General features: G+C 71.3%; 21 protein-coding genes. 9 read left to right on the top strand and 12 right to left on the bottom strand.

Features of this window, described 5'->3' with window-relative positions; translation table 11 throughout:
• Positions 1-8 precede the first annotated feature (8 nt).
• Genes QMG73_RS35280 through QMG73_RS35265 form a run of 4 tightly spaced genes read left to right on the top strand, consistent with a single transcriptional unit; the run spans position 9 to position 4,775 of the window.
• Positions 9-1,775: an ABC transporter substrate-binding protein gene (locus tag QMG73_RS35280; protein WP_281903105.1), complete on the top strand. Its 1,767-nt coding sequence runs from the start codon at positions 9-11 to the stop codon at positions 1,773-1,775.
• The gene (locus QMG73_RS35275; protein ID WP_281903104.1) at positions 1,776-2,792 is read left to right on the top strand and encodes an ABC transporter permease; all 1,017 of its coding nucleotides are present in this window, start codon (positions 1,776-1,778) and stop codon (positions 2,790-2,792) included.
• Positions 2,782-3,816, top strand: coding sequence for an ABC transporter ATP-binding protein (locus tag QMG73_RS35270; protein WP_281903102.1), 1,035 nt, complete (start codon positions 2,782-2,784; stop codon positions 3,814-3,816). Before QMG73_RS35275 ends, QMG73_RS35270 begins: the two co-directional genes overlap by 11 nt.
• Positions 3,813-4,775 carry an ABC transporter ATP-binding protein gene (locus QMG73_RS35265; protein WP_281903099.1) on the top strand — a complete coding sequence of 321 codons (963 nt, stop codon included), beginning with the start codon at positions 3,813-3,815 and terminating at the stop codon, positions 4,773-4,775. Before QMG73_RS35270 ends, QMG73_RS35265 begins: the two co-directional genes overlap by 4 nt.
• A gap of 17 nt (positions 4,776-4,792) precedes the next feature.
• Here the strand turns inward: QMG73_RS35265 and QMG73_RS35260 are convergent, their stop codons facing one another.
• Complete coding sequence (locus QMG73_RS35260; RefSeq protein ID WP_281903097.1) at positions 4,793-7,696, bottom strand: helix-turn-helix transcriptional regulator; 2,904 nt, start codon at positions 7,694-7,696, stop codon at positions 4,793-4,795.
• A gap of 358 nt (positions 7,697-8,054) precedes the next feature.
• On the opposite strand from QMG73_RS35260, the gene QMG73_RS35255 reads away from it, so the two are divergent.
• Positions 8,055-9,224, top strand: a complete 1,170-nt coding sequence (locus QMG73_RS35255; RefSeq protein WP_281903096.1) for a UDP-N-acetylglucosamine--N-acetylmuramyl-(pentapeptide) pyrophosphoryl-undecaprenol N-acetylglucosamine transferase — start codon at positions 8,055-8,057, stop codon at positions 9,222-9,224.
• On the opposite strand, the gene QMG73_RS35250 is transcribed toward QMG73_RS35255, so the two are convergent.
• The 3 genes from QMG73_RS35250 to QMG73_RS35240 are packed head-to-tail and all read right to left on the bottom strand — an operon-like array spanning position 9,221 to position 12,017.
• Entirely contained in the window at positions 9,221-10,303 is a 1,083-nt protein-coding gene (locus tag QMG73_RS35250; protein ID WP_281903093.1) for a D-alanine--D-alanine ligase family protein, read from the bottom strand. The two genes, QMG73_RS35255 and QMG73_RS35250, sit on opposite strands and share 4 nt — an antisense overlap.
• Entirely contained in the window at positions 10,300-11,004 is a 705-nt protein-coding gene (locus QMG73_RS35245; RefSeq protein ID WP_281903092.1) for a M15 family metallopeptidase, read from the bottom strand. Before QMG73_RS35245 ends, QMG73_RS35250 begins: the two co-directional genes overlap by 4 nt.
• Positions 11,001-12,017: a threonine ammonia-lyase gene (locus tag QMG73_RS35240; RefSeq protein ID WP_281903090.1), complete on the bottom strand. Its 1,017-nt coding sequence runs from the start codon at positions 12,015-12,017 to the stop codon at positions 11,001-11,003. Before QMG73_RS35240 ends, QMG73_RS35245 begins: the two co-directional genes overlap by 4 nt.
• A gap of 172 nt (positions 12,018-12,189) precedes the next feature.
• Here QMG73_RS35240 and QMG73_RS35235 point away from each other — a divergent pair, with 172 nt between their 5' ends.
• Together QMG73_RS35235 and QMG73_RS35230 are read left to right on the top strand one after the other, a co-directional pair.
• Positions 12,190-13,506 (top strand): DUF1906 domain-containing protein, encoded by a 1,317-nt coding sequence (locus QMG73_RS35235; RefSeq protein WP_281903087.1) that lies wholly within the window; start codon positions 12,190-12,192, stop codon positions 13,504-13,506.
• A gap of 111 nt (positions 13,507-13,617) precedes the next feature.
• Positions 13,618-14,172 carry a carbonic anhydrase gene (locus QMG73_RS35230; protein ID WP_281903085.1) on the top strand — a complete coding sequence of 185 codons (555 nt, stop codon included), beginning with the start codon at positions 13,618-13,620 and terminating at the stop codon, positions 14,170-14,172.
• Between the two features lie 88 nt (positions 14,173-14,260).
• On the opposite strand, the gene QMG73_RS35225 is transcribed toward QMG73_RS35230, so the two are convergent.
• Entirely contained in the window at positions 14,261-14,896 is a 636-nt protein-coding gene (locus tag QMG73_RS35225; protein WP_281903083.1) for a LysE family translocator, read from the bottom strand.
• Between the two features lie 124 nt (positions 14,897-15,020).
• Between QMG73_RS35225 and QMG73_RS35220 the strand changes: the two genes are divergently transcribed.
• A complete protein-coding gene (locus QMG73_RS35220; RefSeq protein ID WP_281903080.1) occupies positions 15,021-15,995 on the top strand; it encodes a LacI family DNA-binding transcriptional regulator in 975 nt (324 codons plus the stop codon).
• Between the two features lie 26 nt (positions 15,996-16,021).
• Here the strand turns inward: QMG73_RS35220 and QMG73_RS35215 are convergent, their stop codons facing one another.
• Positions 16,022-17,698, bottom strand: a complete 1,677-nt coding sequence (locus tag QMG73_RS35215; protein WP_407676897.1) for a glycoside hydrolase family 27 protein — start codon at positions 17,696-17,698, stop codon at positions 16,022-16,024.
• A gap of 96 nt (positions 17,699-17,794) precedes the next feature.
• On the opposite strand from QMG73_RS35215, the gene QMG73_RS35210 reads away from it, so the two are divergent.
• Complete coding sequence (locus QMG73_RS35210; protein WP_281903078.1) at positions 17,795-18,394, top strand: DUF3558 domain-containing protein; 600 nt, start codon at positions 17,795-17,797, stop codon at positions 18,392-18,394.
• 5 nt (positions 18,395-18,399) lie between these two features.
• On the opposite strand, the gene QMG73_RS35205 is transcribed toward QMG73_RS35210, so the two are convergent.
• The 6 genes from QMG73_RS35205 to QMG73_RS35180 are packed head-to-tail and all read right to left on the bottom strand — an operon-like array spanning position 18,400 to position 26,323.
• Complete coding sequence (locus QMG73_RS35205) at positions 18,400-19,275, bottom strand: proline iminopeptidase-family hydrolase (protein WP_281903076.1); 876 nt, start codon at positions 19,273-19,275, stop codon at positions 18,400-18,402.
• Entirely contained in the window at positions 19,272-21,779 is a 2,508-nt protein-coding gene (gene pepN / locus QMG73_RS35200) for an aminopeptidase N (protein WP_281903074.1), read from the bottom strand. The genes QMG73_RS35205 and pepN overlap by 4 nt, the downstream gene beginning before the upstream one ends.
• Entirely contained in the window at positions 21,776-22,861 is a 1,086-nt protein-coding gene (gene solA / locus QMG73_RS35195) for an N-methyl-L-tryptophan oxidase (RefSeq protein WP_281903072.1), read from the bottom strand. The genes pepN and solA overlap by 4 nt, the downstream gene beginning before the upstream one ends.
• A gap of 32 nt (positions 22,862-22,893) precedes the next feature.
• Positions 22,894-23,781, bottom strand: a complete 888-nt coding sequence (locus QMG73_RS35190) for a MurR/RpiR family transcriptional regulator (RefSeq protein WP_281903070.1) — start codon at positions 23,779-23,781, stop codon at positions 22,894-22,896.
• A gap of 15 nt (positions 23,782-23,796) precedes the next feature.
• Positions 23,797-24,999, bottom strand: a complete 1,203-nt coding sequence (locus QMG73_RS35185) for a M20 metallopeptidase family protein (RefSeq protein ID WP_281903068.1) — start codon at positions 24,997-24,999, stop codon at positions 23,797-23,799.
• A 25-nt stretch (positions 25,000-25,024) separates the two neighbouring features.
• Positions 25,025-26,323 (bottom strand): type I glutamate--ammonia ligase, encoded by a 1,299-nt coding sequence (locus tag QMG73_RS35180; RefSeq protein WP_281903066.1) that lies wholly within the window; start codon positions 26,321-26,323, stop codon positions 25,025-25,027.
• Positions 26,324-26,538: the final 215 nt, after the last annotated feature.

The following is a 26,538-nucleotide window of genomic DNA, read 5'->3' as shown; positions in this document are numbered from 1 at the left end:
AGGCGCTGATGAGACTTCTGATATCCGCGGGGGCGGTCGCCGCCACCCTCGTCGCCGCGGCCGGCTGTTCGGCTTCGGCGGACAAGGACAAGAGCGGTGACGCGGCCGGGTTCGACGCCGCGCGCAAGGGCGTCGTCAACGCTTCGACCGCCACGGGCGGGACGCTGCGGCTCGGCGGCACCTCCGACTGCGACTCGTGGGATCCGGCGGCCACGTACAACGGGTTCTGCTGGAACATGCAGCGGCTGATGACGCGTACCCTGGTCGCCTCGCCCGGGTACGGCGATCCGGCCCGCACGATGAAGGCCGGTGAGCTGGTGCCAGACCTGGCAACCGGCCTGGGCGAGTCCAACGCGGACAAGACGGTGTGGAAGTACAAGCTGCGTACCGGGCTGAAGTTCTCCTCCGGCGCGGCCATCACGAGCGCCGACATCAAGTACGGCTTCCAGCGGATGTGGGCCACCGACGTCATCTCGGGCGGGCCGGCTGGGTACTTCCTGTGCCTGCTGGACACCTGCGACGCCGAGGGGAACCCGGCGTACAAGGGGCCCTACAAGGACAAGAACGGTGGCCTCCGCCGGATCGAGACGCCGGACACGCAGACCATCACGTTCAAGCTGACAAGTTCGTTCGCCGACTTCGACTACCTGATGGCGCTGCCGGCCACCGCGCCGGTGCCGAAGGCCGACGACTCCGGCGGCACGTACACCCGCAAGGTGACCGCGTCCGGTCCGTTCGTGATGAGCGAGTACACGCCGGGGCAGAGCGTCACCTGGACCCGCAATCCACAGTGGAGCCAGGACACCGACGAGGTGCGCAAGCCCAAGGTGGACAAGATCACGCTGACCCTGCTCAGCAACCCGGACGACCTCGACGCCCGGCTCAAGAACGGCTCGCTCGACCTGGCGGCCGGCGGCGGTGTGCAGCCGACGTTCCAGTCCGAGATCCTCAGCAGCACGAGCCTGAAAGCCAACGCCGACAACCCGGTCAGCGGTTTCGTCGGGCTGTTCGCCATCTTCCCGACCGCGCCCTCGCTCGACAACGTGCACTGCCGGCGGGCCATCGCGTACGCCCTGGACAAGCGGGACCTGCTGGTGCAGTCGGGCGGGAGCTTCGGCGGCGACTTCGCGGCGACCCTGCTGCCACCGGCGGTTCCGGGCCACGACAGCAAGGCCAACGCGTACCCGTCCGGCGCGGACTGGACCGGTGACCTCGACAAGGCCAAGCAGGAGCTGTCGGAGTGCGGCAAGCCGGACGGCTTCGACACGGTGATGGCGTACACGAACTCCGGCTCCGACCCGCAGATCTTCGCCAGCGTGCAGGCCGCCCTCAAGCGGGTCGGCATCCAGGTGACCGGCAAGCAGCAGGACGAGAGCGTCTACTACGGCAGCTACATCGGCGCGCCGGCCAACGTGAAGCAGCAGCAACTCGGCATCGCCGCGATCGGCTGGGCGCCGGACTACCCGAGCGGCAACGGCTTCCTGAGCCTGCTCGTCGACGGCGCCCGCATCCAGGACGAGGGCACCACCAACTTCGTCAGCGTCAACGACGACGTCCTCAATGGACTGATCAAGCGCGCCGGCACCGCACCGCTCGCCGAGCAGGCCGGGATCTTCCAGGAGCTCGACAAGCAGACCATGGAACGGGCCATCTACATCCCGTACTTCTACCAAAAGTTCCTCCTGTACCGGAACCCGCGCGTGACCAACGTCGACCTCCGCGCCGATCTTGGCTCGTACGACCTGGTCAACCTCGGGGTCAGTGACGGCAAGTAGATGCTCCGGTACCTGCTCGGGCGGATCGCGGGCGCGCTGACGGTGGTGGTGGTCGTCAGCGTGGTGACCTTCGCGATCTTCCAGCTGGCCCCGCGGCTCACCGGTGCCAACATGGCGTTCTACTACACCGGCAAGGCCACCAGCGAGGCACAGGCGGCCGCGGTCGCCCAGAAGTTCGGTTTCGACAAGCCGCTGCCCGAGCAGTACTGGACGTTCATGTCAGGCATCGTCGCCGGGCGCGACCTCAGTGACGGCGTCACCGAGGTGGAGTGCCCGGCGCCGTGCCTCGGCTACTCGTTCCGCCAGAACCGGCCGGTGCTGGAGATGATCGGCGAGGCGTTCCCGGTGACGCTCGGCCTGACGCTGGGCGCGGCGGTGCTGTGGCTGCTGTTCGGGGTGGCCGCCGGGGTGCTGTCGGCGGTACGCCGGGGCTCGGTCTTCGACCGGCTGGCCACGGTGGTGTCGCTGATCGGGGTCTCCGTGCCGGAGTTCTTCACCGGCATGCTGCTGATCTACCTGCTCACCTCCGGCCCGGCCTGGCTGCGGCTGTATCCGGACGGCATCAACTACGTGCCGCTCACCGAGGACCCGGTCGGCTGGTTCGCCGCGATGGTGCCGCCGTGGATCTGCCTGGCGTTGCTGTTCGCCGCCCTGTACGCCCGGCTCACCCGCGCCACCATGCTGGAGACGATGAACGAGGACTACGTGCGCACCGCGTGGGCCAAGGGCCTGCCGCCGCGCACCGTCGTCGGGCGGCACGGGCTGCGAGCGGTACTGCCGCCGATCGTCACGCTCGTCGGCCTCGACGTCGGCGCGCTGCTCGGCGGCGTGGTGCTCATCGAGACGCTGTTCAGCTTCCCGGGGCTCGGGCGGCTCGCGTACCGGGCGATCACGTCCCAGGACCTGCCAGTGATCATGGGGGTGACCATCGTCGGCGCCTTGCTGATCGTGTTCGCGAACCTGGTCGTCGACCTGCTCTACGGTGTGCTGGACCCGAGGGTGCGCAATGCCCGCTGAGACGACGCTGCCCGGTGACTCGCTTTTGAGCGTGCGCGATCTGCGCGTGCAGTTCCCGACCGACGATGGCATCGTGCGCAGCGTCGACGGGCTCTCCTTCGACGTCGCGCCCGGCGAGATCGTCGGCGTGGTGGGGGAGTCCGGCTCCGGCAAGTCGGTGACCGGCCAGGCCATCCTCGGCCTGCTGCGGCGGACCCGGGCGCGGGTCACCGGCGAGATCCGGTTCGACGGCCGCGACCTGGTCGCCGCGCCCGAGGCCGAACTGCGCCGGCTGCGCGGCGCCGAGCTCGCCATGGTGTTCCAGGACCCGCTCTCCGCGCTGCACCCCTACTACACCGTCGGTAGTCAGGTCAGCGAGGCGTACCGGGTGCACAACCGGGTCAGCAAGCGAGCCGCCCGGGAGCGGGCCACGCAGATGCTCGACCGGGTCGGCATCCCGGAGCCGCACCGCCGCTACGACGCGTACCCGCACGAGTTCTCCGGCGGCATGCGGCAGCGCGTCATGATCGCCATGGCACTGGTGTGCACGCCCCGGCTGCTCATCGCCGACGAGCCGACCACCGCGCTGGACGTCACCGTGCAGGCGCAGATCCTCGAACTGCTCAAGGACCTGCGCGACGAGTTCGGCTCCGCGGTGCTGCTCGTGACCCATGACCTCGGCGTTGTCGCCGAGACCTGCGACTCGGTGGTGGTCATGTACGCCGGACAGTGCGTCGAGCAGGCCGGCGTCGAAGACCTGTTCGCCCGCCCGCAGGCCCCGTACACCTGGGGACTGCTCGGGTCGATGCCGCGCGTCGACCAGGACCGCCGCGACCGGCTGGCGCCGATCGGCGGGCAGCCACCGTCGTTGCTGGCCATGCCGCCCGGTTGCGCTTTCGAGCCGAGATGCGGGTACCACGAGGAGGTACCGGACGGCCGATGCCGCACCGAGCGCCCGGCCCTCGTCCACAGTGGAGACGGACACTCGGTGCGCTGCCACCTCACCACCGGGCAACGCCTGACGCTGCGACCGGTGACGTCATGACGGATCTGCTGTCGGTTAGTGACCTGCGTAAGGACTTCGGTGGCGTGCGGGCCGTCGACGGTGTCTCGTTCACCGTACGGGCGGGGGAGACCCTCGGCCTGGTCGGCGAGTCAGGCTGCGGCAAGTCCACCACCGCCCGCCTGGTGACCCGACTGCTCGAACCGACCTCCGGCACCGTGCGGTTCGACGGGCACGAGATCAGCCGGTACTCCGAACGCAGGCTCCGCCCGCTGCGGCGCGACCTGCAGATCGTGTTCCAGGACCCGATCGCCTCCCTCAACCCGCGCCACACCGCCGGCACGATCCTCGCCGCCCCGTTCAAGATCCAAGGGGTACGTCCACCCGGCGGCCAGCGGGCGGCGGTGGCCGACCTGATGGCCCGCGTCGGGCTCAACCCGGAGCACTACAACCGGTACCCGCACGAGTTCTCCGGCGGCCAGCGCCAGCGCCTCGGTATCGCCCGCGCGCTGGCGCTGCGCCCGAAACTGGTGGTCTGCGACGAGCCGGTCTCCGCACTGGACGCCTCGGTACAGGCCCAGGTCGTCAACCTCCTCGCCGACCTGCGCGACGAGTACGGCCTGTCGTACCTCTTCGTCGCCCACGACATGGCGGTGGTGCGGCACCTGTCCGACCGGGTCGCCGTCATGTACCTGGGCCGCATCGTCGAACTCGCCGACCGCGACACCCTGTACGCGGCGCCCCGCCACCCGTACACGAAGGCCCTGCTGTCGGCCGTGCCCGTGCCCGATCCGGCGCTGCGCGAGCGCCGCGAGCGCGTGCTGTTGCGGGGCGACCCGCCGGCGCCGGGCCAGGCGGCCGTGGGGTGCCGCTTCCGGAGCCGCTGCCCCCGCTACCGCGACGACCTCGACGACACCCAGCGCGACCGCTGCGCCACCGAAGACCCGCAGCTCTCCGACGACCCCTCCGGCGCCGTAGCCTGCCACTTCCCCTCCCCGTGAGCAGGGCTGATCGCGGGTCAGTCGGTGGGTGCGAGCAGGGGGGTGAGGACCCGGCTGACGCCGACGCGGGAGGAGACCTCGAGCTTGGCGAAGATGCGGGACATGTGGGTCTCGACGGTCCGGATGCTGAGGTAGAGGCGGTCGGCGATCTGCTGGTTGGTGCAGCCGTCGATGACGAGCCGGGCCACCTCGATCTCGCGTGCGGACAGGCCCATCGGACTGTCCTGGTGTGTGCTGGGCGCGGGGATCCTGATGCCCAGCCGCCGTTGCTCGCGGTTGGCCTGCGCGAGCAGGCCGCGCGCGCCGCACTCGGTGAACAGGCTGGCGCTGGCGGTTAGGTCGGCGAGCGCCTGCCGCCGGTTGCCGGCCAGGGCGTGGGCTGTTCCGGCGCGCAGCCGGGCGCGGCCCGTGTCGAGCCTGAGATCCAGCGCGGCGAAGGTTTCGGCCGCCCGGGTGGCGAGGTCCGCGGCCGCCGCGGGATCGGGCCCGCAGCGGGCGTGTGCGCGGACGAGCTGGAGCTGTGCCTGGTGTGTCGGCAGGTCGGGATGGGCCGTACGGGCGGCCCGGGTGGCCCACGTCTCAGCGCGTGCGGTGCCGCCGCGGGCGGCTTCCGCGTCCGCCATCACCTCGCAGAAGCTCAGGTGCTGCGTCTGGTCGAGGCCCATCGCCTCGTACTCCTCGCAGGCGGCGCTCATGACCTCGTGCCCGCGGTCGACCTCGCCGGTGTAGATGAGCGGAAGCGCGATCGCCGAGCGTGCGGCGGCGCCCCACCACTGGCGGATGGTCCGGCCGAGCTCGGCGGCGCGCCTGCCCGCGTCGAGAGCCGCGCGGTAGTCGCCCATCCAGCTCAGCAGGATGGTCTGGTGGCCGAGCGCGATGGCCAGCGCCTGCTGGAAGTCCTGTAGCCGGGCCAGCTCGACCGCCTCGTCCGCGTAGGCCAGGGCCTCCGGCAGGCGACCGAGCCGGCCCAGCGTGCGCACGTGCAGGTTGAGCAGCGGCGACACGATGTAGCTCTGGCGGGTGTCCCGGGCGATGGCGAGGGTGCGGCCGAGCCGGTGCAGGCAGTCTTCGTAGTGTCCGAGCAGCAGCTCCGCCCAGCAGAACCAGGCGGCGCCGTCGAGCCACGGCGCGAGCTCCTGGTCGGTCGCGCTGTCCATGAGCTGGCCCGCCCGCGCCGCGTACGCGCACGCGAGGTCCATCCGCCCCGCCGCGTACGCGGGCACCGGGCGCAGCGCGGCGATCGCGAACTCGGTGGACCGGTCGGCGTGCCTGGCGACGAGATCGCCGGCCCAGTCGAGGGTGGCCTCGGCCTCCCGGATCTCACCCGCCCACAGGTCCTCGACGGCCAGCCGGACCCGCAGCGCGAAGGCGTCGACACCCGTGGGGTCCGCGAGGTGCTGGAGTTCCGCGAGCAGTACGCCTCGTGCGTTGGCGGGCTGGTCGAGCAGCCGTTCGAGCACGGCGCAGGTGCGCACCACCTCGCGCCGGCACGGGTGGTCCGGTTCCAGCCGGCGCAGCGCGTCCCGGGCGGTGTCCCGGCCCGCGACGAGTTGGCCGCTGACCGCGAGCGCCTGGGTCAGCTTGGTGAGCAGTCCCAGCCGTTTCCCGATGGTGGCGGGCGTGTCGGGGAGCAGCTCCAGCGCGGTCCGCAGCCACTGTCCCGCCACGGCCGGGGCGCGCGGGGCCACCTCGACGGCGGCGTCGGCCAGTACCCGTACCGCGTGCTGGTCTCCGGGGCAGGCCGAGCGGACCAGGTGGGGAGCCTGCACTGTGGACGGTGCGCCCACGCTGGCGAGCAGGGTGGCCACGCGGCCGTGCGTCGCCACCCGCCAGCCGGGAGGCGAGGCCGCGTAGGCGGCGTGGCGTACGAGCGGATGCCGGAACCGGAACCGGCCCGACGCCGGCCCGACGCGGACGATGTCGCGCGTGGCCAGGTCGTCGAAGGCTGCCAGCACCCGCGCCGTGTCCAGGCCGGCCGCGGCGGCGACGGTGGTGGCGTCGAACTCGTCTCCGACGACCGCGGCGGCCCGGGCGACCAGGTCTGCCTCCGGGCTCAGCCGGTCCAGTTCCAGACGCAGCGCCAGCCGTACGGCCGCCGGAACCTCCCTCATCGTCTCCTCGGGCAGCGACTCGCCGATCTCGTCCGCCTCGCGCACGCTGGCCTCGCCGAGGCGGGCGAGCGCCTCCAGGTAGAACGGGTTGCCCCCGGCGGCCTCGTGGAGCCATCGCCGGTGGGCGGGCGTGGGATCGGGGCCGAGCAGTTCGTCCACCTCGTCCGTGGACAGCGGCTCCACCTCGATCAGTCGCCGGCCGCCGGTGAGCCGCGCCAGTGCGGCGGTCAGCCGTACGGGTGCCTGCGCGGGCCGGTAGGCGATGGCGAACAGGATCCGGCCCGCCGGCGGGTGCTGGGTCAGGTAGCCGAGCAGGTCGATCGACGCGGTGTCGGCCCAGTGGACGTCGTCCAGCAGCAGGACCAGTCCGTGGTCGCCGCTGAGGATGCCCAGCAGCGAGCGTACGGCTCGAAACAGCCGGTACCGGCTGGTGCCGGCGCCGGCGGTCAGCGCCGCGTGAGTAGCCTCATCCACTGTGGACAGCGCGGGGAAGACGGCCGACAGCAGCCGGTGCTCCTCCTCGCTCAGCCGGCTGCTCACCCATCGCGGGTTCTCGGCCATCCGGCCGTCCAGCGTGTCCGCCAGCAGCGCCAGCGGCGCGTCCTGCTCGAACTCGGTCGCCCGTCCCCAGTGGACGGCGCCGCCCTTCGTCCGGATCCGCTCGGTGGCTTCGGTCAACAAGCGGGTCTTGCCGACACCGGGCTGACCCCGCACCTCCACCCACTGCGGTGCCCCGCGTGAGGCGTTCCACGCCGACGCGATCGAAGCCAGCGGCGCGCGGCGGCCGACGAACGGCGGGGAAACCTTCACAGTCTGGAGATTATGCACCATTCGTCCTATTGGCTGGCCGCCCCTTTCGTGTGACAAGGAGCGGCCAGCGCTTGGGCTCCGGCGGTTTCAGCTCCGGCGGCTTCAGCTCCGGGCGGTAAAGAACGCCTTGATGGGCGATAAGCTCCGGCGCTGGCGGTGCCGTCCGCGAACGGGCCGTGGGTCGCGCTGGCGCAGCAACGAGGTCAAAAGGGTCTTCACGTTTACTCCCGAATGTGACGCTGTGTCGTGGGCAGGTACCACGCTGCCGCCCGTGCCGGGTCGCCGGCATCGTGGGAAACCCTGAATCGCTACGCTGGTGGGGCTGCTCCGCCCCTGTCCCGCGATCCCCGGAACCTGGATGTCCCTATACAGCGCTCGGCACCTACACAGACTTCGCATGATCGTGACGGGAGGTGGCACGGGTGGACATACCTACCCGGCGCTCACCACGATCACCACGCTGCGGGCCCGGCTCGCCGAGACCGGCACCGAGCCGGAGCTGCTCTGGGTGGGTGTGAGCGACGGCCTGGAAGCCAAGATCGCCACCCGGGCCGGCGTGCCGTTCAAGGCGATCGTCACCGGCAAGCTGCGCCGCTCGACGAACCCCCGCGACCTGCTCCGCAACCTCGTCGACGCGTTCCGGATCCCGTTCGGCGTGTTCCAGGCCGCCGCGATCGTCGGCCGCACCAAGCCGGCGGTCGTACTGTCGACCGGCGGGTACGTGTCGGTGCCGATCGGCCTGGCCGCCCGGCTGTTCCGCGTGCCGTACCTGCTGCACGAGCAGACCCTGAGCTTCGGCCTCGCCAACCGGATCCTGGCCCGCGTCGCCACCCGCGTCCTGCTCAGCCACCAGTCGTCGCTCGACCACGTGCCGGCGCGCGCCCGCGAGCGGAGCGTGGTCACCGGAAACCCGATCCGGCCCGAGATCCTGGCCGGCGACCGCGCCAAGGGGCTGGCCGCGTTCGGTCTCGACCCGGCCGTCCCGTTCGTCCTGGTCACCGGTGGCGCGTCCGGCGCACGCCAGATCAACCAGATGCTGACCGCGGTGCTGCCCGACGTGCTGCCGTACTGCCAGATCGTGCACCAGTGCGGCAACCTCGACATCGCCGAGATGCAGCAGGTCGCGGCGAGCCTGCCGCCCGCGCTCGCGCACCGGTACCGGGTGCTGGACTTCATCCACGACGAGATGCCCGACCTGCTGGCCGCCGCCGACATCGTGGTCGCCCGCAGCGGCGCCGGGACCGTCGCCGAGCTCACCGCGCTCGGCAAGACCTGCGTCCTCGTGCCGTACCCGTACTCGGCCGGAGGCGAGCAGCGGGTCGCCGCTCGCACCCTGGCCGCGCAGGGCGCCGCGGTCATGCTGGACGGCGACGAGGCCACGCCGGACCATCTCCGGCACATCCTCAGGTCGCTGCTGGCCGACCCGGCGCGGCGGGCCGCGATGGCACACGCCGCGGCCGGGTACGGACGCCCGGACGCCGCCGACCGGGTGGTGGCGGAGATCCTGGCGGTGGCCGCCCGCGGCTAGCGGCTCGCGGCCGGCTCCCGCACCAGAGCGGTGTCTATCAGCACGTCCAGCAACTCCGGATACTCCAGGCCCGCCGCGCTCCACATCCTCGGGTACTGGGACATGGCCGTGAACCCGGGCATCGTGTTGACCTCGTTCACCACCGGGACCAGGTCTGCGGGGAGGAAGAAGTCGACGCGGAGCAGGCCCGAACACCCCAACGCGCGGAACGCCTTGACCGCCTGTGCCTGGAGGGCCTCCAGCACCGCGGGGGGCAGGCTCGGCGGGATGTCGAAGACGGTCTCACCCTGGTACTTGGCGTCGAAGTCGAAGAAGGAGTGCTTGTCGGGCACCCGGATCTCCAGCGGTGGCCCGGCCACCACCCGGCCGTCCGGGTACTCCAGGACTCCGACGTCCACTTCGCGCCCGCGTACCGCGGCCTCGACGAGCACCTTCGACATGCCGGTCTTGCGAGCCGTGGTGATGGCCTCGTCGAGCGTGTCCCAGTCGTCCACTCTGGACACGCCAACGCTCGAACCCTCCCGCGCCGGCTTGACGAAGACGGGCAGCCCGAGCCGCTCCCGGTCTTCCGCGCTAACCTCGTCGTAGTCCGTGCCACGCAGGACCACGCTGTCGGCCACGCGCAGGCCGGTCTCGGCGAGGAGCTTCTTGGTCAGCTCCTTGTCCATCCCGATGCCGCACGCGAGCACGCCGCTGCCGACGTACGGCAGTCCGAACAGTTCCAGTGTGGACTGGAGGGTGCCGTCTTCGCCGTGCCCGCCGTGCAGGGCCGGGAAGACGACGTCGACCTCGTCGCGGAGCCGGCTGAGCGCGCTCCACATGCTCTCCAGCGCGCTGGGCCGGGGTCCGGCCGGATCGCGTGTCATGTCGAGAAGCGTCACGGTGTCGACGTCGGCGGGTACCTGGTGGTCCAGGCCGATCGTCCACAACCCGTCCGTGCCGATCCGCACGGGCGTCACCTCGTACCGCTCGCGGCTCAGGTGCCGCACGATGCTCGCCGCCGAGGCGCACGACACGCCGTGCTCGGCGCTGCGGCCGCCGAACAGGACCGCCACCCGGGTCTTCGAGTCGCCGATCACGCGCACTCCTCCTTAGCTCCGGTCGCGTTCGTTTCGGTGGCGCCTGTGAGCAGCGCCGGACCGTAGTGACTCCTGCCGGTACCGGTGACATACGCCCAGTACCGGTCGCCGAAAGACCAGTGCCACCACTCGGTCGGATAGTTCACCAGCCCGGCGCCGGCCAGCGCCCGCGTCAACGTCCGCCGGTTGTGCTGGGCCCGTTCGGAGACGTTGGTCGCGGCGGTGAAACAGGCGTTGTCGCTGGCTTCGGGTGTCGCGTCGATGCACGTGCCCATGTCCAACTCGATGCCTTCGTCGGTGCACAGCGTGAGGTCGATCGCCCCGCCCGTGCTGTGGGGAGCCACCTCGACCGGCGACGCGAACTTGCTCGTCTCGACGAACAGCCGATCCGCGTCCCAGTCCGGATGCAGGCTCCGCAGTTCGTCCCGGTACCCGTCGAAGACCGACCGTTGCGTCTCCAGCTGGCGGTACCCCTCGACGATGAGAAGCCGCAGCCCGTCGGGGAGCGTGGCCTGCGCGTCCAGCAACCGCTGCACCATTCCCTCTCGCAGGTGGGCGAAGGCGTCAATGGTGCCGGCATGGCGGTTGTCCACCTGGAGTTCGGTCACTTCGCGTACGTCCACCAACGACTCACCGTTGTCGAACAGGTCGATCGCGGCGATGCGCGGATCGGAGAGAAGGACCATCGGTTCCCCCGTCATGACGCCGCTCCTTCGCGCTCGGCGCCGTACTCGGCCACGAGCCTGGCGATGACGGCCGCCTCGGCGTTTCCGCCCGTGAGCACCACCCCGATGTCGGTGAACGAACCGCTCGCGGCCAGCCGCAGCGCACCGGCCAGGCCAGCCGCGCCGGACGGCTCCAGCAGGAGCTTGGCGTGGAAGAGCCCGAGGCACACCGCGCGGGCGATCTCGTCGTCGTCCACCCGCACGACGCCGGCGATCCGGTCCCGGACTATCTCGAACGGAAGGCGCCCGACCAGGGACGGCCGGAGCCCGTCGGCGAGCGTGGGCGCCGGCGGCACGCTGACCCGGCGGCCAGCGGCGAGGCTCTGCCCCAACGAGTCGCATCCCACGGGTTCCACGCCGTATACGGCGGTGTCGCTGCCCTGCACCGTGAGGCAGGCACCGGCCACCCCGCCGCCCCCGCCGACCGGTACGACCACGGCGTCCAGCCGGGTGCCGCGCCGGCCGGCCTCTTCGACCAGGTCCCACGTGGCGCTGCCCTGCCCGGCGATGACATCCGGGTGGTCGTACGCGTCCAGGAAGGCGTCACCGCTCGCCGCCCGCAACCGCTCGACGACCTCTAACCTTTCCTCCACGGTCGTGCCGGCGAGCTCGACCCGGGCGCCGCACGCCTCGATGCTGGCGACCTTGCCCGGCGACGCGTCGATCGGAAGCACCACCGTGGCGGTCAGCCCGTACCGCTCGGCGGCCATCGCGACGGCGAGCGCGTGGTTGCCCGTACTCTGCGCGATGACGCCCCGATGCGTGCCCTGCTGGGCGATCTGGTCGACCGCCCGCAGCGCACCCCGGAACTTGTACGAACCGCCGGTCTGTAGGTTCTCCGCCTTCAGCCACAGCCGTACGCCCGCGATCTGGTCCAATGTGGTCGAACGGACGAGCGGCGTGTCCACCACCCGATCGCGTAACCACCAGGCCGCCGCCTCGACGTCGTCGCGGCGCACACCTCCATGCGCCAGCAACCTGTTTGCCAACGTTCCTCCCCGTAGCAGCAGTACCCCCTTGTAGATGGACGTGTCGCCACCGTTGGTGGGCTGCGTAGGCGGGGATTCCTATGACATGGTTCACAACACGCACCGGAGTGCGCCGATTACAGATTTCGCGGTTTTCCACCAACGGCCCCGCGGTGCGCGCGACGATCGAGAGATGCGACGTTTCTCGACGGTCGAAACCGGCCGGCTCGGTGAGCGGATCATCAAACTAGCCGAGAAGGTCCGAGTACGCGCCAACCTGGCCGAAAAGGACATCTACGTGACGTCCGGAATGGATGGGGACCACGGGCCCCGGCCGCACGGAAGTCACCACTACGGGCTGCACGGCAAGGACGGTTCCCGGTCGGCGGCCGTCGACTTCGGCGGTCTCAACGACAACGAACCCCAGACGAAGGAAGAGCACGACATGCGGGCCTTCGCCCGGCAGTGGCAGAAGGACCTCGGAAACATCACGCTGGAACTGATTCACACCACGCCGTTCCGCGACGACAACGGGTTCTACATCAAAGAGGGAAAGCGGACGGATTACGGGGCGGCGACGGCGAAAGCCCACCGCGACCACATCCACGTCGCCATGTCCGAGAAGCAGATCGCGGCCGCCGAGAAGCGCCTCCGCGCGACAGCCGTCAAATCGACGACGACCACCATGCGCGCGGCCTCACCCAACCACGCCGTATCGGATCGGTGGAACCACCACGTCGGCGAGAAGGGCCTGGACTACTCGTTCGACCGGCCCTCGCCGCACGAGTCCTGGAAAGCGGGCTACCGGTTCGTGATGCGCTACCTGTCACCGCCCTCCAACCCCAAGATCCTGACAAAGTCCGAATTGGACGCCTTGTTGAAGCGTGGCTTCGCGGTCGGGCTCAACTGGGAGTTCAAAGAGGGTGACCAGTTGCGCGGCCGCGAGGGTGGCCGCAAGGACGGCAAGGAAGCGCTGCGCCAGGCCCGCGCCCTCGGTGCGCCCAAGGGACTGACCATCTACTTCTCGGCCGACTGGGACGTCCAGCGTGGAGAGCTCGCGGCCTGCAAGGCGTACTGGAAAGGCGCCGAGGAAGCCCTCAAGGGCGAGTATCGGGTGGGCGTCTACGGCGGGCTCCGCGCGGTCTCGGCGGCGCTCGACGCCGGCTACCGCGGTTGGCAGGCCTTCGCCTGGTCGGGCGGAAAGTGGGACAGCCGCGCGCACATCCGCCAGACGAAGAACAACTTCAAGCTCGACGGCGCCAGCGTCGACCGCAACGAACTGCGGAGCCTGGACGCTGGTCTGTGGGGGCTGGCCGATGAGGAGGACATGATGATTTTCGGAAAGGTCAAAGGCAAAGCCGCCGTCGTCAAGGCGCTGCAGGACCACACGTACGTCGACATGAAGGACTGGCCCGCGGTCAAGAGAGTGCTCGAAGCTGGCGGCGGTCGGCTGGTCGAGTTCGACTCCAAGGAGCAGCTCGAAGCCGTCCTCGGCACGAAGGCCACGTGACCGTCGCGCGTACATGAGGGCGCCGCCCGCGCGGTTGGCATAGAATCCCGCGTGTTTCCCTTTCCGGATCCCACGGCGCCGCCTCCGTCGCGGCCGCCAACCTCGCCGACCGTGCCAATCCAGCGGCGCTCGCCGGAGTGGGCGCTCGCCGAGCTCGTCGCGGGCAACAAGCGGTTCGTCGAAGGGTCATCCCGGCACGGCCATCAGCTCGCCGCGGCGGTGGCGGCCGCGACCAGCCCGCGGCCGTACGCGGCGATCGTCGGGTGCATGGATTCGCGGGTACCGGTCGAGGCGGTGTTCGACCAGGACTTCGGGGCCGTGTGCGCGATCCGGACGGCGGGGCACGCGCTGGACGGGGTCGCGGTCGCGTCGGTGACGATGGCCGTCGAGGTGCTCGGGGTCGCGCTGGTGCTCGTGCTCGGGCATACCCGGTGCGCCGCCATCGCCGCGACGCTGGCGCCGGAGTCCTCGGGCCGGCGCCGCAACGCCGTCACCGAGACGATTGCGCGGAACATCGGCGCGATCGGCATTGAGGGCATCGGGGCCGCCACCGGCCGGCACGTGGTCGCCACGGTCCGCACGCTGCGCGGGTCCGTCGGGTCGGCCGTGGCCGGCGCGGTCTACGACGTCGACACCGGACGGGTGGAGGTGCTCTCGACGGTCTGATCAGGTTGTGAACCGCGTGGGGTGAGGCCGCGGGAGCAGCGGTCTCGACCGCGGCGGGCGTCGCGGCAGCTCAAAATCTCTATCTGTGTCAGTGGCTGCTGGCGGCGAGCCGGATGCCGAAGGCGGCGATGACGGTGCCGGTGACCCGGTCCAGCACCCGGCGGGCGGCCGGGCGCCGCAACACCCTTCGCAGCCGGTGCGCCAGCGCGACCAGCACGGCCGACCACGCGGTGCCGAGCAGGATGTGTACGCACGCGAGGAGCACGCCGAAGGCGAACGTCGGAGCGCCCGCGGGAATGAACTGGGGTAGCAGCGCGACGTAGAACACGCCCACCTTCGGGTTCAGCAGGTTGGTCAGTGCCCCGCGACGCCACCCGGTCAGGAAGTCGTTGCGCTCCGCGACGAGCTCGTCGCTCGCGTCGACCGACGGGCGCTTGCGGCTGGCCCACACCATGCTCAGCCCCATCCAGATCAGATAGCAGGCGCCGGCCCAGCGGAGCACCTCGTACGCCAGGTGCGAGGCCGTCAGCAACGCGGTCACACCGGCGGAGGTGAGCACGCCCCAGCAGAGTGTTCCGCTCTGGATGCCGAGCACGACGCCCCACGCGCGGCGGGGCGCCCCGACGGCGGCGGTGCGCAGGATGAGGGCGGTGTCCATGCCGGGCGTCAGCGTGAGCAGGCCCACGACGAGTACGAACGACCACAGGCCGCTGAGTGCAGTCACGCAGGTCAAGCTAGCCGTCTGCGGCGGATGACGCACCTGTGATTCACGGTATCGTGGCGAGATCGATGAGCATGAGGTTTCCGTCCCGCGCAGCCGGCGTTCCAGCCGCCCGAGCATCATCGACGTGGCTCGGCTGGCCGGTGTGTCGCGGCAGACGGTCTCCAACGTCCTGAACGGCCGGGCGGCGTTCAGCCGCGACACCGAGGCTCGGGTGGTGGCCGCCATGGAGGAGCTCGCCTACAAGCCGAGCCGCGCGGCGCAGACCATGCGATCGAGGCGCACCCACCAGTTCGCGTACCACATGGCCGGCGAGCAGTTGGAGGCCGCGCGCGGGTTCACGCTGAGTTTCCTGCAGGCACTGGTCAAGGCGGCGGCCCGGGAAGACCACCACATCCTGGTGTTCACGCACCACGGCGCCGACCCGCTTCCGGCGTTCCGCGACCTGATCGCCAGGCGGAGCGTCGACGCGTTCATCGTCGACGAGTCCCGTGTGGACGATCCCCGGGTGCGGCTGCTCGCCGCCGAAGGCGTTCCGTTCGCTTGTTTCGGCCGGACGGCGCCCGACCTGCCGCAACAGTGGGTCGATGTGGACAACGCGAGCGGGATGCTGCCGCTCGTCGAGCACCTGGCGGCCGCCGGGCACCGCGACTACGCGTACGTCGGTGCCGAGGGCGGCGAGTACTGGAAGCGGGACCGGCTGGCGGGCCTGCGGCTGGGGTTGGAACGGCTGGGCGTCAGCCTCGCCGACGACAGGGTGTTTCACGGTGACGACCGGGCGATCCGGCGTTGGGTGACCAGGCTGCTGCACCGCCGGCGCCCGCCAACGGCGATCGTCACCAGCAGCGACGCGGTGGGCGCCGTGGTGGTCAGCTCGTGCCAGGCCGCCGGCCTGCGGGTGGGCCGCGACATCGCGGTCACCGGTTTCGACGGCGGCGCGGTCGGTCTGATCGTCGAGCCGGCGCTGACCAGCGTGCGCATCCCGGTGGAGCGCGTCGCGGGGGAGCTGGTCACCCGGTGCCTGGAGGAGGTGTCGTCGGGCCCGACCGGCCGACCCGGTGTGCTGGTGCCGACCGAGTTGACGGTCGGCGGCAGCGCCTGAGGTCGCTGCCGCCGACTCCCCGGTTACTACGCGCGGGCCCAGCGCTGGTTGGCGCCCGTGTGGCAGCTCCACACGATCACACCGGTGCCGTTCGCGGTGCCGGAGTTGTTGACGTCCAGGCACAGCCCGGTCTGCGCGTTGCTGACGGTGCCGTTGCCGTTGAACGTCCACCGCTGGTTGGCGCCGCCGTTGCAGTCCCAGATCTGTGCCCGGGTGCCGCCGGCGGCGTTGGCCGGTACCTCCAGGCACTTGCCGAGCACCTGCAGCGCCTGCCCGTTCTGGGTGAACTGCTGGTTGGCTCCGGTGTGGCAGTCCCAAATCAGCATCTGGGTGCCGTTGGCGGACGAGCCCAGGTTGACGTCGAGGCACCGGCCGGACGACTCACCGCGCAACCGGAAGGTGGTGGGCGGGTTCGACGTGCCGCCGCCGCTGACCCGGTACACAGCGGTGCCGTGTGCCGGCACGCTGGCCGAGATCGTGCCGGTGGAGCTGGACGTGCCGCCCGTCCACAGGTCGCGCAGGGTGAACGACGATCCGGTCTTGCCGATCGCCGCCGCGGTCGTGGAGACCGTCGTGGTCGAGCCGCCCTGGTTGAACAGCGCCACCGCCACGTCGCCGTTGGACAGTCGCTTGGCCAGTACCCGGCGGGTGCCGTCGTTGGAGACCTGGACGGCCTGCAGGCCGAGGGTGTCCTGGTTGACCGCGATCATGTCGGCGTTGTTGAGGATGGCCAGCGTCGCCGCGCTGGAGCCGCGGATGTCGTTGCCCGCGATCAGCGGTGACGCCATGACGGCCCACAGCGCGAAGTGGGACCGCTGCTCGGTATCGGTCAGGCCACTGCGGCCGACCTCCATCATGTCCGGGTCGTTGAAGCCGCCGGGCGCGGCATACGAGGCAAGCGGCACGTTGACGTTCACGATGTTCTGGATGCCCATCGGATACCCGTTGGTCTGCCCCGTGTTCCACGCGTTGGTAATGTCCTCTGTGGTGCGCCACATGTTGGCGACGTCGCTCCAGTTGCGCAGCGGGCCGGTCTTCTCGTGGATGCTGTTGGGGTTGATGCTGTAGACGATCGGCCTGCCGGTGGCTGCGAGGGCGTCGCGCATCTTGGCGAAGGTGGCGACCTGGTCGTTGATGGTGCCGTTGGGGGAGCACCAGTCGTACTTCAGGTAGTCGACACCCCAGGCGGCGAACTGCCGGGCGTCCTGCGCCTCGTGCCCCTGGCTGCCCGTGGCGCCGGGGTAGCTGTTGAAGTACTGCGCGCACGTCTTGTCGACCGGCACCTGGTAGATGCCGAACTTCAGCCCCTTGCCGTGCAGGTAGTCACCCAGCGCCTTCATCCCCGAGGGGAATCGGGTGGGATCACCCTGCAGGTTTCCCGCCGAGTCCCGGTTTGGATTGAACCAGCAGTCGTCGACCACCACGTACTGGTAGCCGCGATCGCGCATCCCGGTGCTCACGATCGCGTCGGCCATCTGCCGGATGAGGGCCTCGTTGATGTTGCAGCCGAAGGTGTTCCACGAGTTCCAGCCCATCGGCGGTGTTCGTGCCACCCCGTTGTTGAGCGCGAGCGCCGGCTGGGCCGTCCCCGTCACGACGGCCGCGCCGGCGGCGAGCGTGAGCACAGCGATGAGCGCGCCCGCGGCGTATCGGATGAGTCCGCGCCTGGGGCGCCGGTTGACGTGTTGAACGTTCCACCTCATGAAGTGAGTTTGACGTTCCTCGATCTATTGGTCAAGGTGCCGGCTGGGCGGCAGGCGCGAGCCGGTAGGGTGTTCGACCGACTGGGGAGGTCGATAATGTCCAGGCGGACGTGGAAGGTCGCGGCGGCGTGCGTGATGGCGCTGTCACTGACAGCCTGTGGTGTCGAGAGGCCAGGCGCGCAGGCCGAGTGGGTATCGTCGGCAGCACCCGGCACATCGCCAACACCGACCGCGCCGGCGACGAGCGCGCCCGCGCGACTTAAGACGATCGACTCGGCCTGCGCCCTGCTGCCCGCCGACGTGGTGGTCGACGTGCTCGGCGGAACGGCCGCGTCGAAGCTGACAGCCAAGGAAGATCCGGTGGAGCGCCTCGAAGAGGGTCGGATCCGGCATGGCTGCACGTATCGCAAGGGCCAGCAGGAGCCGTTCAGCCTGATCGTCTCCACCCGGCCCGACCGCGCCGCCGACGCGGCCGCCGCGATCGAGGCGATCGGCAAGGCGAGCGGCGCGAAGACGACCCCGGTCGACGGCCTGGGCGCGGGCGGCGTCGGATACGCCACCAGCGAGGGCATCCGGGTGGTCGCGGTCGCGGTGACGTACGAGGACGAGCTCCGGCTGGTCATCTTCAGCGGCCCGACGGTCGTGCCGCACGCCAAGCTCGTCGAGGTCGCCGAGCACGTCGTCGTCCAGGTCTGAGCGCGCTAGTCGTGGGTGCGGAGGAATGCCCCTACCACGGCCTGGAACGCCTCGGGCTCCTCCAGGTGGGGGAGGTGGCTGGAGTGGGGGAAGACGTGGGAGCGGGCGCCCGGAATGCGTTCCACGAAAGGCGTCCACACCTCCGGGGCGGCCTCGTCGTAGGCGCCGGCGATCACCAGGGTCGGCGCGGTGATGGCGGGGAGCCGGTCGACGATCGTCCAGTCGCGGAAAGTGCCTGTCGCGGAGAACTCGTGCGGGCCGTTCGTGGTGTGGTAGACGGTCGGGTCGGCGGCCATCTGGGCGTACGTGGCGGCCAGCTCGGGCGGCATCGGGTCGAGGCGGCACACGTGCCGTTGCTCGTAGACGCGCACCGCCGCCAGATACTCCTCGGAGTCCAGTGTGCCGGCCGCCTCGTGCCGCGCCAGCGTTTCCTGGACGTCCGGCGGTAGTTCGCCGCGCAGGCGCGCCGCCGCCGACCGCCACAGCTCGTTCGACGCTGGACTGTCGCAGATGGACAGTGAGAGCAGCCCGTCCGGGTGGGCCACGGCGTACTCGGCCGCGAGCATCCCGCCCCAGGACTGGCCGAGCAGGTGGAATCGGCGCTCGATGCCCAGCGCGGCCACCAGGTTGGCCAGCTCCTCGACCCACAGCTCCACCGTCCAGAAGCCTGGGTCGGCGTCCGGCAGGTGGGTGCTGTTGCCGCAGCCGAGCTGGTCGTACAGCACGACCGCGCGGCCGTCCTCCGCGAGCGAGCGCATCGGCAGGCAGTAGTCGTGGCCGGCGCCGGGCCCGCCGTGCAGCACGACCAGCGGGGCACGGTCCGCCTGGAGGTCGCCGGTGACCTGGTACCACGTCTCGTGGCCGCGAAACGGAATGGTCATGACGCGTCCCGGGCGCGGTTGCGGATGGCGCGGGCGGTCTCGTCGCGCTTCTCCAGCACCAGCCGGCGCTGCACGGGCGGGATGCCGTCGAGGACGAGCCACGCGTCGGCGGCGTCCAGCGTGGACGGTGCCGCGATGGCGGGGAAGAGGTGCCCGGTCAGCTCCTTGGCGATCAGCCCGGCATCGTGCCGCCGCCAGACGCCTTCGAGAGCCTCGAAGTAGCGGGGCAGGTACGCCGCGAGCGACTCGGCCTGCGCGTGGTGCCAGAAGCCGGTCGCGTACGCCGAGAACGTCTGGCCGGTCAGCGGGCTGCCGCCGGTCAGCAGCTCCCACGTGCGTTCCTTGGCGCCGGCGTCGGGACGCAGTGCCCGCGCCGTGGCGGCGTGCAGGGCGGCGGTGGAGTTGCGGTCGCGCGCCAGCTCGGCTTCGATGTCGGCGTCGCCGGCCAGGCCGTACGGCACCAGGCCGTGCAGGAGCTTCCAGCGCGCGTCCAGGTCGAGCGCCAGCCCTTCGACCTTGATGTCGCCGTCGTAGAGGGCGCGGAGGGTGCCGGCGTGTGCGGTGCCGCCCGCGGACCCCGCGAACGCGCCCAGCCAGGCGAGCTGCCGGTCGCCACCGGGCTCGGCCGCCTCCAGCGCGGCCAGCGCCTTGGCCGCGAGAGCCGCCCAGCCGGCCCCGGGGTCCGCCGCGTACCGCCGCAGCGCGACGTCCACGTTGGACAACAGGGCGTGGAAGACGGCGAACCCGGTCTCGGCGTCGATGCCGGCCAGTACCAGATCCGTGTACTCGCGGGCGGGCAGCTCGCCGTCGCGGGTCATGTCCCACAGGGCGGCCCAGCACAGCGCCCGGGGCAGGGAGTCGGCCAGCTCGGGGATGCGGCCGGTGACGGTGCTCAGGGAAGCCGGGTCGAAGCGGACCTTCGCGTACGTCAGGTCGTCGTCGTTGACCAGTACCAGGTCGGGGCGGGCGACGCCGATCAGGGCGGGCACCTCGGTGCGCTCCCCGGTGACGTCGACCTCGACGCGGTGCACCCGGTCGAGCCGGCCGGTGCCGCTGTAGAGGCCGATCGCGAGCCGGTGCGGCCGCAGCGTCGGGTGCTCGGCCGGGGCGCTCTGCCGGATCGCGAACGACGCGAAGCTCCCCGACGAGTCCAGTGTGTACTCCGGCCGGAGCGTGTTGACCTGCGACGTGGTGAGCCACTGCGCTGACCACGCCTTCAGGTCCCGCCCACTGGTGTGTTCGAGCGCCGCCAGCAGGTCCGCCAGCGACGTGTTGCCGTACTCGTGCTCGCGGAAGTACTCCCGCAGCGCCCGCAGGAACGCGTCCCGGCCCACGTACGCGACGAGCTGCTTGAGCGCCGAGGCGCCCTTGGCGTACGTGATGTCGTCGAAGTTGACCAGGGCGGCCTGCTGGTCCGGCACGTCCGCCGAGACGGGGTGGGTGGTGGGCAGCTGGTCCTGCTCGTACGCGAACGCCTTGGTCTGCTGGGCGAACACGGTCCACGACTCGGTGAACCGGGTCGCCTCGGCCAGCGACAGGTGCGCGGCGAACGTCGCGAACGCCTCGTTGAGCCAGGTGTCGTCCCACCAGCGGGTGGTCACCAGGTCGCCGAACCACATGTGCGACAGCTCGTGCAGCAGCGTCTCGGCCCGTTCGAGGCGCTCGGTGTCGGTGACCCGGGACTGGTACAGGAACTCGTCGCGGTAGATGACGGCGCCCGCGTTCTCCATGCCGCCGGCGTAGAACTCGGGCGCGAAGATCTGGTCGTACTTGCCGAACGGGTACGGGTAGTCGAACGCCTCGTGGAAGAAGTCGAAGCCGGCCTTGGTGACGGCGAAGATGTCGTCCGCGTCGAGGTGCTGGGCGAGCGAGGCCCGGCAGTACAGGCCAAGCTCGATCGGGCCGTCGGGGCCGTCGACCCGGTCGGTGGCCCGGTGGTACGGGCCGGCGGCGACCGCGGTGACGTAGGTGGGGATCGGCTTCGTCGGTGCGAAGTGGACGGTGACGCCCTCGCGGGAGGCGACCGCCCCGTTGGAGACCACCACCCAGTCTTCGGGCGCGGTCACGTGGAATGTGAACGGCGCCTTGAGATCCGGCTGGTCGAAGCAGGCGAACATCCGCTTCGCCTCGGCGAGGAACGTCATCGAGTACAGGTAGACGGCCCCGTCGACCGGGTCGACGATCCGCTGCAGGCCCTCGCCCGACGTGCTGTACCGGAAGTCGCCCTCGACGACGAGCGTGTTGCTCGCGGCCAGGCCCGGCAGCGCGATCCGCGTCCCCGAGGGTGCGCCCAGCGCGACGCCGTTCAGGGTGGCCGAGCGCAGGGACGAGGCGGCGGCGTCCACAAAGGACGAAGAGCCGGGCGTGGCGCACTCGAACGTGACCGTGGTGCGGGACGCGAACGTATCGCCGTCACCGTCGACGGTCAGCGAAACGTCGTACCCGGTCACCCGCAGCAGCGCGGCCCGCTCGCGCGCCTCGTCGCGCGTCAACCAGGTGGTCATGCGTGTGCCGCCAGGCGGAACCTCGCCGGTGCGGGAGCCGCCCCGGTGACCAGGTCGGCCAGGATGCGCCCGATCACCGGCACGAACTTGAACCCGTGCCCCGAGAACCCGGTGGCCACCGTGAGCGGCCCGACCCGGTCGATGACGAAGTCGCCCTCGGTCGTGTTGTCGTACAGGCAGGTGAGCGGCGCGGCGGTGTCCGGGTCGAGCCCCGGCAGCCAGCGTTCGACGTAGCCGCGCAGCATCTGGTTGCCCTCCTCGGTGGCGGTGAAGTCCCGCCGGTCGGGGTCGACGGTGGGGCCGGTGCCGTGGAAGCCCACTTTGACGCCCTCGCCGGGGGTGAGCAGCCCGTACACGTCGTGGCCGGGCCGCCAGTGTATGAAGCTCGGCCATTGCGCGTCGGCCTGTATCGCCGCGAAGTGCGCCGGCTGCTCCTGCGTGACCGTGATCGGGGGCAGGGCCAGCATGCCGCGCAGCAGCGTGGGCGCCCACGATCCGGCGGCCACCACGACCTGCCGGGCGCGCAGCGCACCGCCCTCGGTGCGCACCTCGACCTCCTCGTCGCCGCGCACGGTGACGCTGCTGACGCGGGTGCCGTGCTCGATGCGGGCGCCACCGCCGGCCGCGAGCTTCTGCAGCACCTCCACGGCGGCGTCGGAACGCAGCCGCCCGCCGTCCGGCTGGTACAGGACGGGCGAGCCGAACGCCATGCCGGTCCAGCGGCGCCGGGCCGCTCCCGGGTCGATGATCTCGAATGGCACGCCCTCGGCGGCGAGCACGTCGGTGACGCGGGCGAGCACCGAACCGGCGATCCCGTGGTCGATGGCGCCGGTGGCGGTCAGCAGCGCGGTGCCGGACTCGGCCTCCAGGTCGCGCCACTCGCGCAGGGCGCGGCGGGCCAGGGCGACGTAGTCGCGCTCGTCGTAGACGAGGCGGAAGATCCGGCTGGCGCCGTGCGAGCCGCCGCGCGTGTGGCCGGGCTCGTACTGTTCGAGCAGGTGCACCTCGCGCCCGGCCTGGGTCAGTGCCCACGCGGCCGCGGAGCCCATCGCGCCCCCGCCGACTACGATCACGTCCTGCATGAGGAAAACGCTACAGGTCAGCGATCTGTGGTTCAAGATGAAGCAATTGATTCACCCGCGTCGGGTCGCAGCTCTTCCAGGCGCCGCACCCGCTTGCGCGCCGTGTCGCCGAGCTTGTCGCTCACGCCCGCGACCAGGCTCTCCACGAGCGCCATCGCCGGCACCAGGCTGTCGAACGGGCTCGGCGCGTCGACCCGGGCCGGCAGCACCGCCTCGGCGATGTCGGCGATGGGCGACAGGTACTGGTCGGTCAGCAGCACCACCGACGCCCCGGCCGCCGCTGCCGCCGTGGCCAGCTCGATCGTGGCCGGCTGGTACCGGCGGTAGTCGAACACCACGAACACGTCCTTGCGCGACGCGTCCAGCAGCGCCCCGGCGCGGGCCATGCCGCCCTCGGTCAGGCACATCACGTCGGTGCGCATGATGTGCAGGTGCGCCGCGAGGTACTCGGCGAGCACGTGACTGAACCGGCCACCGATCAGCCGGATCTGCCGCCGGCTGTCGGCGAGCAGGTCGACCGCTCGCAGGAAGTCGTGCCGCGGCACGTTGTCGAACGTCTCCTTGACGGTGCCGACGAACGTGGACGACACGTACGGCAGGAACTGCTGCCCGCCGCGCCGCGCCTCCTGCTCGTCGTACTGCGCCAGCGGCGAGCCCATCCGCTCGTGCACCTCGCGGATCAGCACGCGCTGGAAGTCCGGGTACCCCTGGTAGCCAAGCCTGGTCACGAACCGCAGCACCGTCGGCGTGCTCACGTTGGCCCGCTTGGCCAGGTCGGCCGCGGACTCCAGGCCCGCCGCCGGGTACGTCGCGAGGAGCGTGCGGGCGACCTTGCGCTCGCCCGCGCTCAGCTCGTCCATCCGGTCCTGGACGCGGCGCTGCACCGTCGCGCCCACCGCTACCCTGCCAACCTCGGCCATGGCCGCACCCTACCTTCAGTAACCGGCCGCCCGCGCTCCGGCAGAGCCTGCCGCAGCTATATACCCAGCTAGCATCGCCTCCGCCACCCGGTCGACCGCGCTGTCGTCGGGCAGGAAGGCCGGGTGGTGCAGCGCCGGCCCCTGGCCGTCGCCCACACCCACGAAGAGCATGAGAGACGGGAAGCGCGCGGCGTAGTACGCGAAATCGTCGGCGCCACAGGAGCGCAGCGAGTCGACGATCCGGTACCCGGCGGTGCCGAGCGTCTCGGCGGCGGCGGCCGCGAGCCCGGGATCGTTGTGCAGCACCGGTTCCCCGCTGGTGATCTCCACGGTGGCGGTGCAGCCGTGCACCTGCGCCACCCCCGCCGCCACCTCGTGCAGGCGCTCGTGCAGCGTCAGGCGGTGACTCTCCGACATGGACCGGATGATGCCCCGCGCGGTCGCGGTACCCGGCGTGGCGTTGGCGGCTTCCCCGGCCGAGATCGCGCCCACCGTCAGCACCGAGGGCACCATCGGGTCGGTGTCGCGGCTGACCAACTGCTGCAGGCTCACCACGCACTGCGCGAGGGCCAGCACGGCGTCGCGGTTGAGGTGCGGGTACGCCGCGTGCCCGGCCCGGCCCCGCATCCGCACCGTGAACTCGTCCGCCGCCGCGTTCACCGCTCCGGGAGTACACGCTATCTGGCCGTCGGCGAGCACGGGCTGGATGTGCGCGCCGACCACCGCGGACACCGTTTCCCTTTCCAGGGCACCGGATTCGACGATGTCGCGCGCGCCGGACGGGTACGTCTCCTCCCGTGGCTGGAACACCGCGACCATCGGCGGCGCGCCGTCCACTTGAGACACCGCACGGGTCAGCGCGACCAGCGCGGCCAGGTGCACGTCGTGCCCGCAGGCGTGCATGGCGCCGTTCGTCGACGCCCACGCCACGCCGGTCTCCTCGGCGATCGGCAGCGCGTCCAGCTCGGCGCGGACGCCGACCGCGGGTCCGGGCCGGCCGATGCGCACCAGCGCGCCGGTGGTGGCCACCGGCTCGACCGGCCCGGCGAGCTGGGCGAGCACCAATCGCAAGGTGGCGAGCTCGTCGCCGGCCACCCGCGGGTCGGCGTGCACCCGCCGGCGCAGCTGGCGCGCGCCGGGCAGTTCGGCGCGGATGGCGGCCTGCAGCGTCGTGTGCAGGGCGGCCAGGTCGGTGTCGGGGCGTGCCTCGATGGACACCTAGCGCCTCACCCGGAAAGACACGTCAGAAGACATCGGCGTAACTCCGGCACCGGTCGGCGTCCTTCAGGCCGTCGAGCGCGGCGAGCTCCGCCCGCTTGACGGCCAGGTACGTGGACAGCAGCAGCGGGTCGAACCAGCCGGCCGCCACCGGGTCCGACTCCAGCGCCGCGAGGGCCTCCGGCTGGCTCGCCGGCAGCGGCGGCACCCCGGCCAGTTCCGCATCCGACGCCGCTCCGGCGTACACGGGCGCCTCCGGGTACCCGTCGGTGATCGCCCGCAGGCCGGCGGCGACCAGCGCCCCGAGCACGAGCCATGGATTGGCGGTCGCGTCCGCCGCGCGGTACTCGATATTGAACTGCCGCGCGGGGTCGGCACCGGCGATCTCCACCGTGGGGCCGATGCGCAGCAGCGCCTCGCGGTTGCGTTCGCCGAGGAACGCGCCGCCGGCGCTCCACCGGTGCGGGCGCAGGCGCAGGAACGAGACCGCGCTCGCGGCCGTGACGGCCGTCAGCGCCGCGGCGTGCTTGAGCACGCCGGCGCAGAACCGCGCGCCGAGCGCGGAGAGCCGCCCGGGCCGCGCGGGGTCATAGAGGACCGGCCGGTCCAGCTCGTCGCGCAGCGACAGATGCACGTGTACGCCGTTGCCTGTCGCGTCGGGCCCGGTGAGCGGCGCGAAGCTGGCGCTCATCCCGCGGCGGCGGGCCAGGTCGCGAACCAGCTCCCGCAGCAGCACGGCCCGATCCGCGGCGACCAGGCCGCCGGCGGGGCTCAGCGTCACCTCGTACTGCGCGTCCCCGTACTCGGCGAGCCAGTTCTCCGGCTCCAGCCCGGCTCGTTCGAGCAGGTCGACCAGGTCGCTGCCGAAGGGCTCGGCGGCGCGCAGCCGTTCGAACGTCATCGCGCTGGCGGGATGCGTCCCCGCCGGACCGGTGCCCGCGAGGGTGAACTCGTGCTCGAATGAGGCCAGCACCGTCAGGCCGGTCTCGCGCCGCAGCCGCTCCAGAATCCTCGCGAGCGTCGCGCGCGGGCAGACCGCCCACGGGTCCCCGTCGGTGGTCGTCTGGTCGGCGAGGTACAGCACGACGCCGGGCGGCTCGGGTATCTCGACCGCGGTGGCCGGGTCGGGCATCAGTCGCAGGTCACCGACCGAGCCGAACGCGTTGGGCTCGGCGATCGGGCCGAAGCAGGTCAGCGCCGCGTTGGCCGGTACCCAGCCGACGCCGCGGTCGAGGGCGGCCTGGTGCCGGCTGTAGGGCACGGCCCGCCCCCGGTACCGGCCGGACAGGTCGCACGTGCCGACGAAGGCGGTGCGGGCGCTCATCGCCGTCCCACGACTTGAAGCATTCGAGTCACATCTCCCCCTCCGGTGGGAAACTGAAACTATCATTTCTTCCACCGCGCACCCAAGCCTTCTGTCGATCAAGGCCCCAGCTCTCCCGTCGATCAAGCGCCCAGCTCTCCCGTCGATCAAGCGCCCAGCCCTCCCCGTCGATCAAGGGCCAGCTCTCCCCGTCGATCAAGGGCGAATGCACGTGC

It is taken from the genome of Phytohabitans aurantiacus (assembly GCF_027923225.1).
In the GTDB taxonomy this organism is placed as follows: domain Bacteria; phylum Actinomycetota; class Actinomycetes; order Mycobacteriales; family Micromonosporaceae; genus Phytohabitans; species Phytohabitans aurantiacus.
This window is presented reverse-complemented; position numbering and strand designations above follow the sequence as displayed.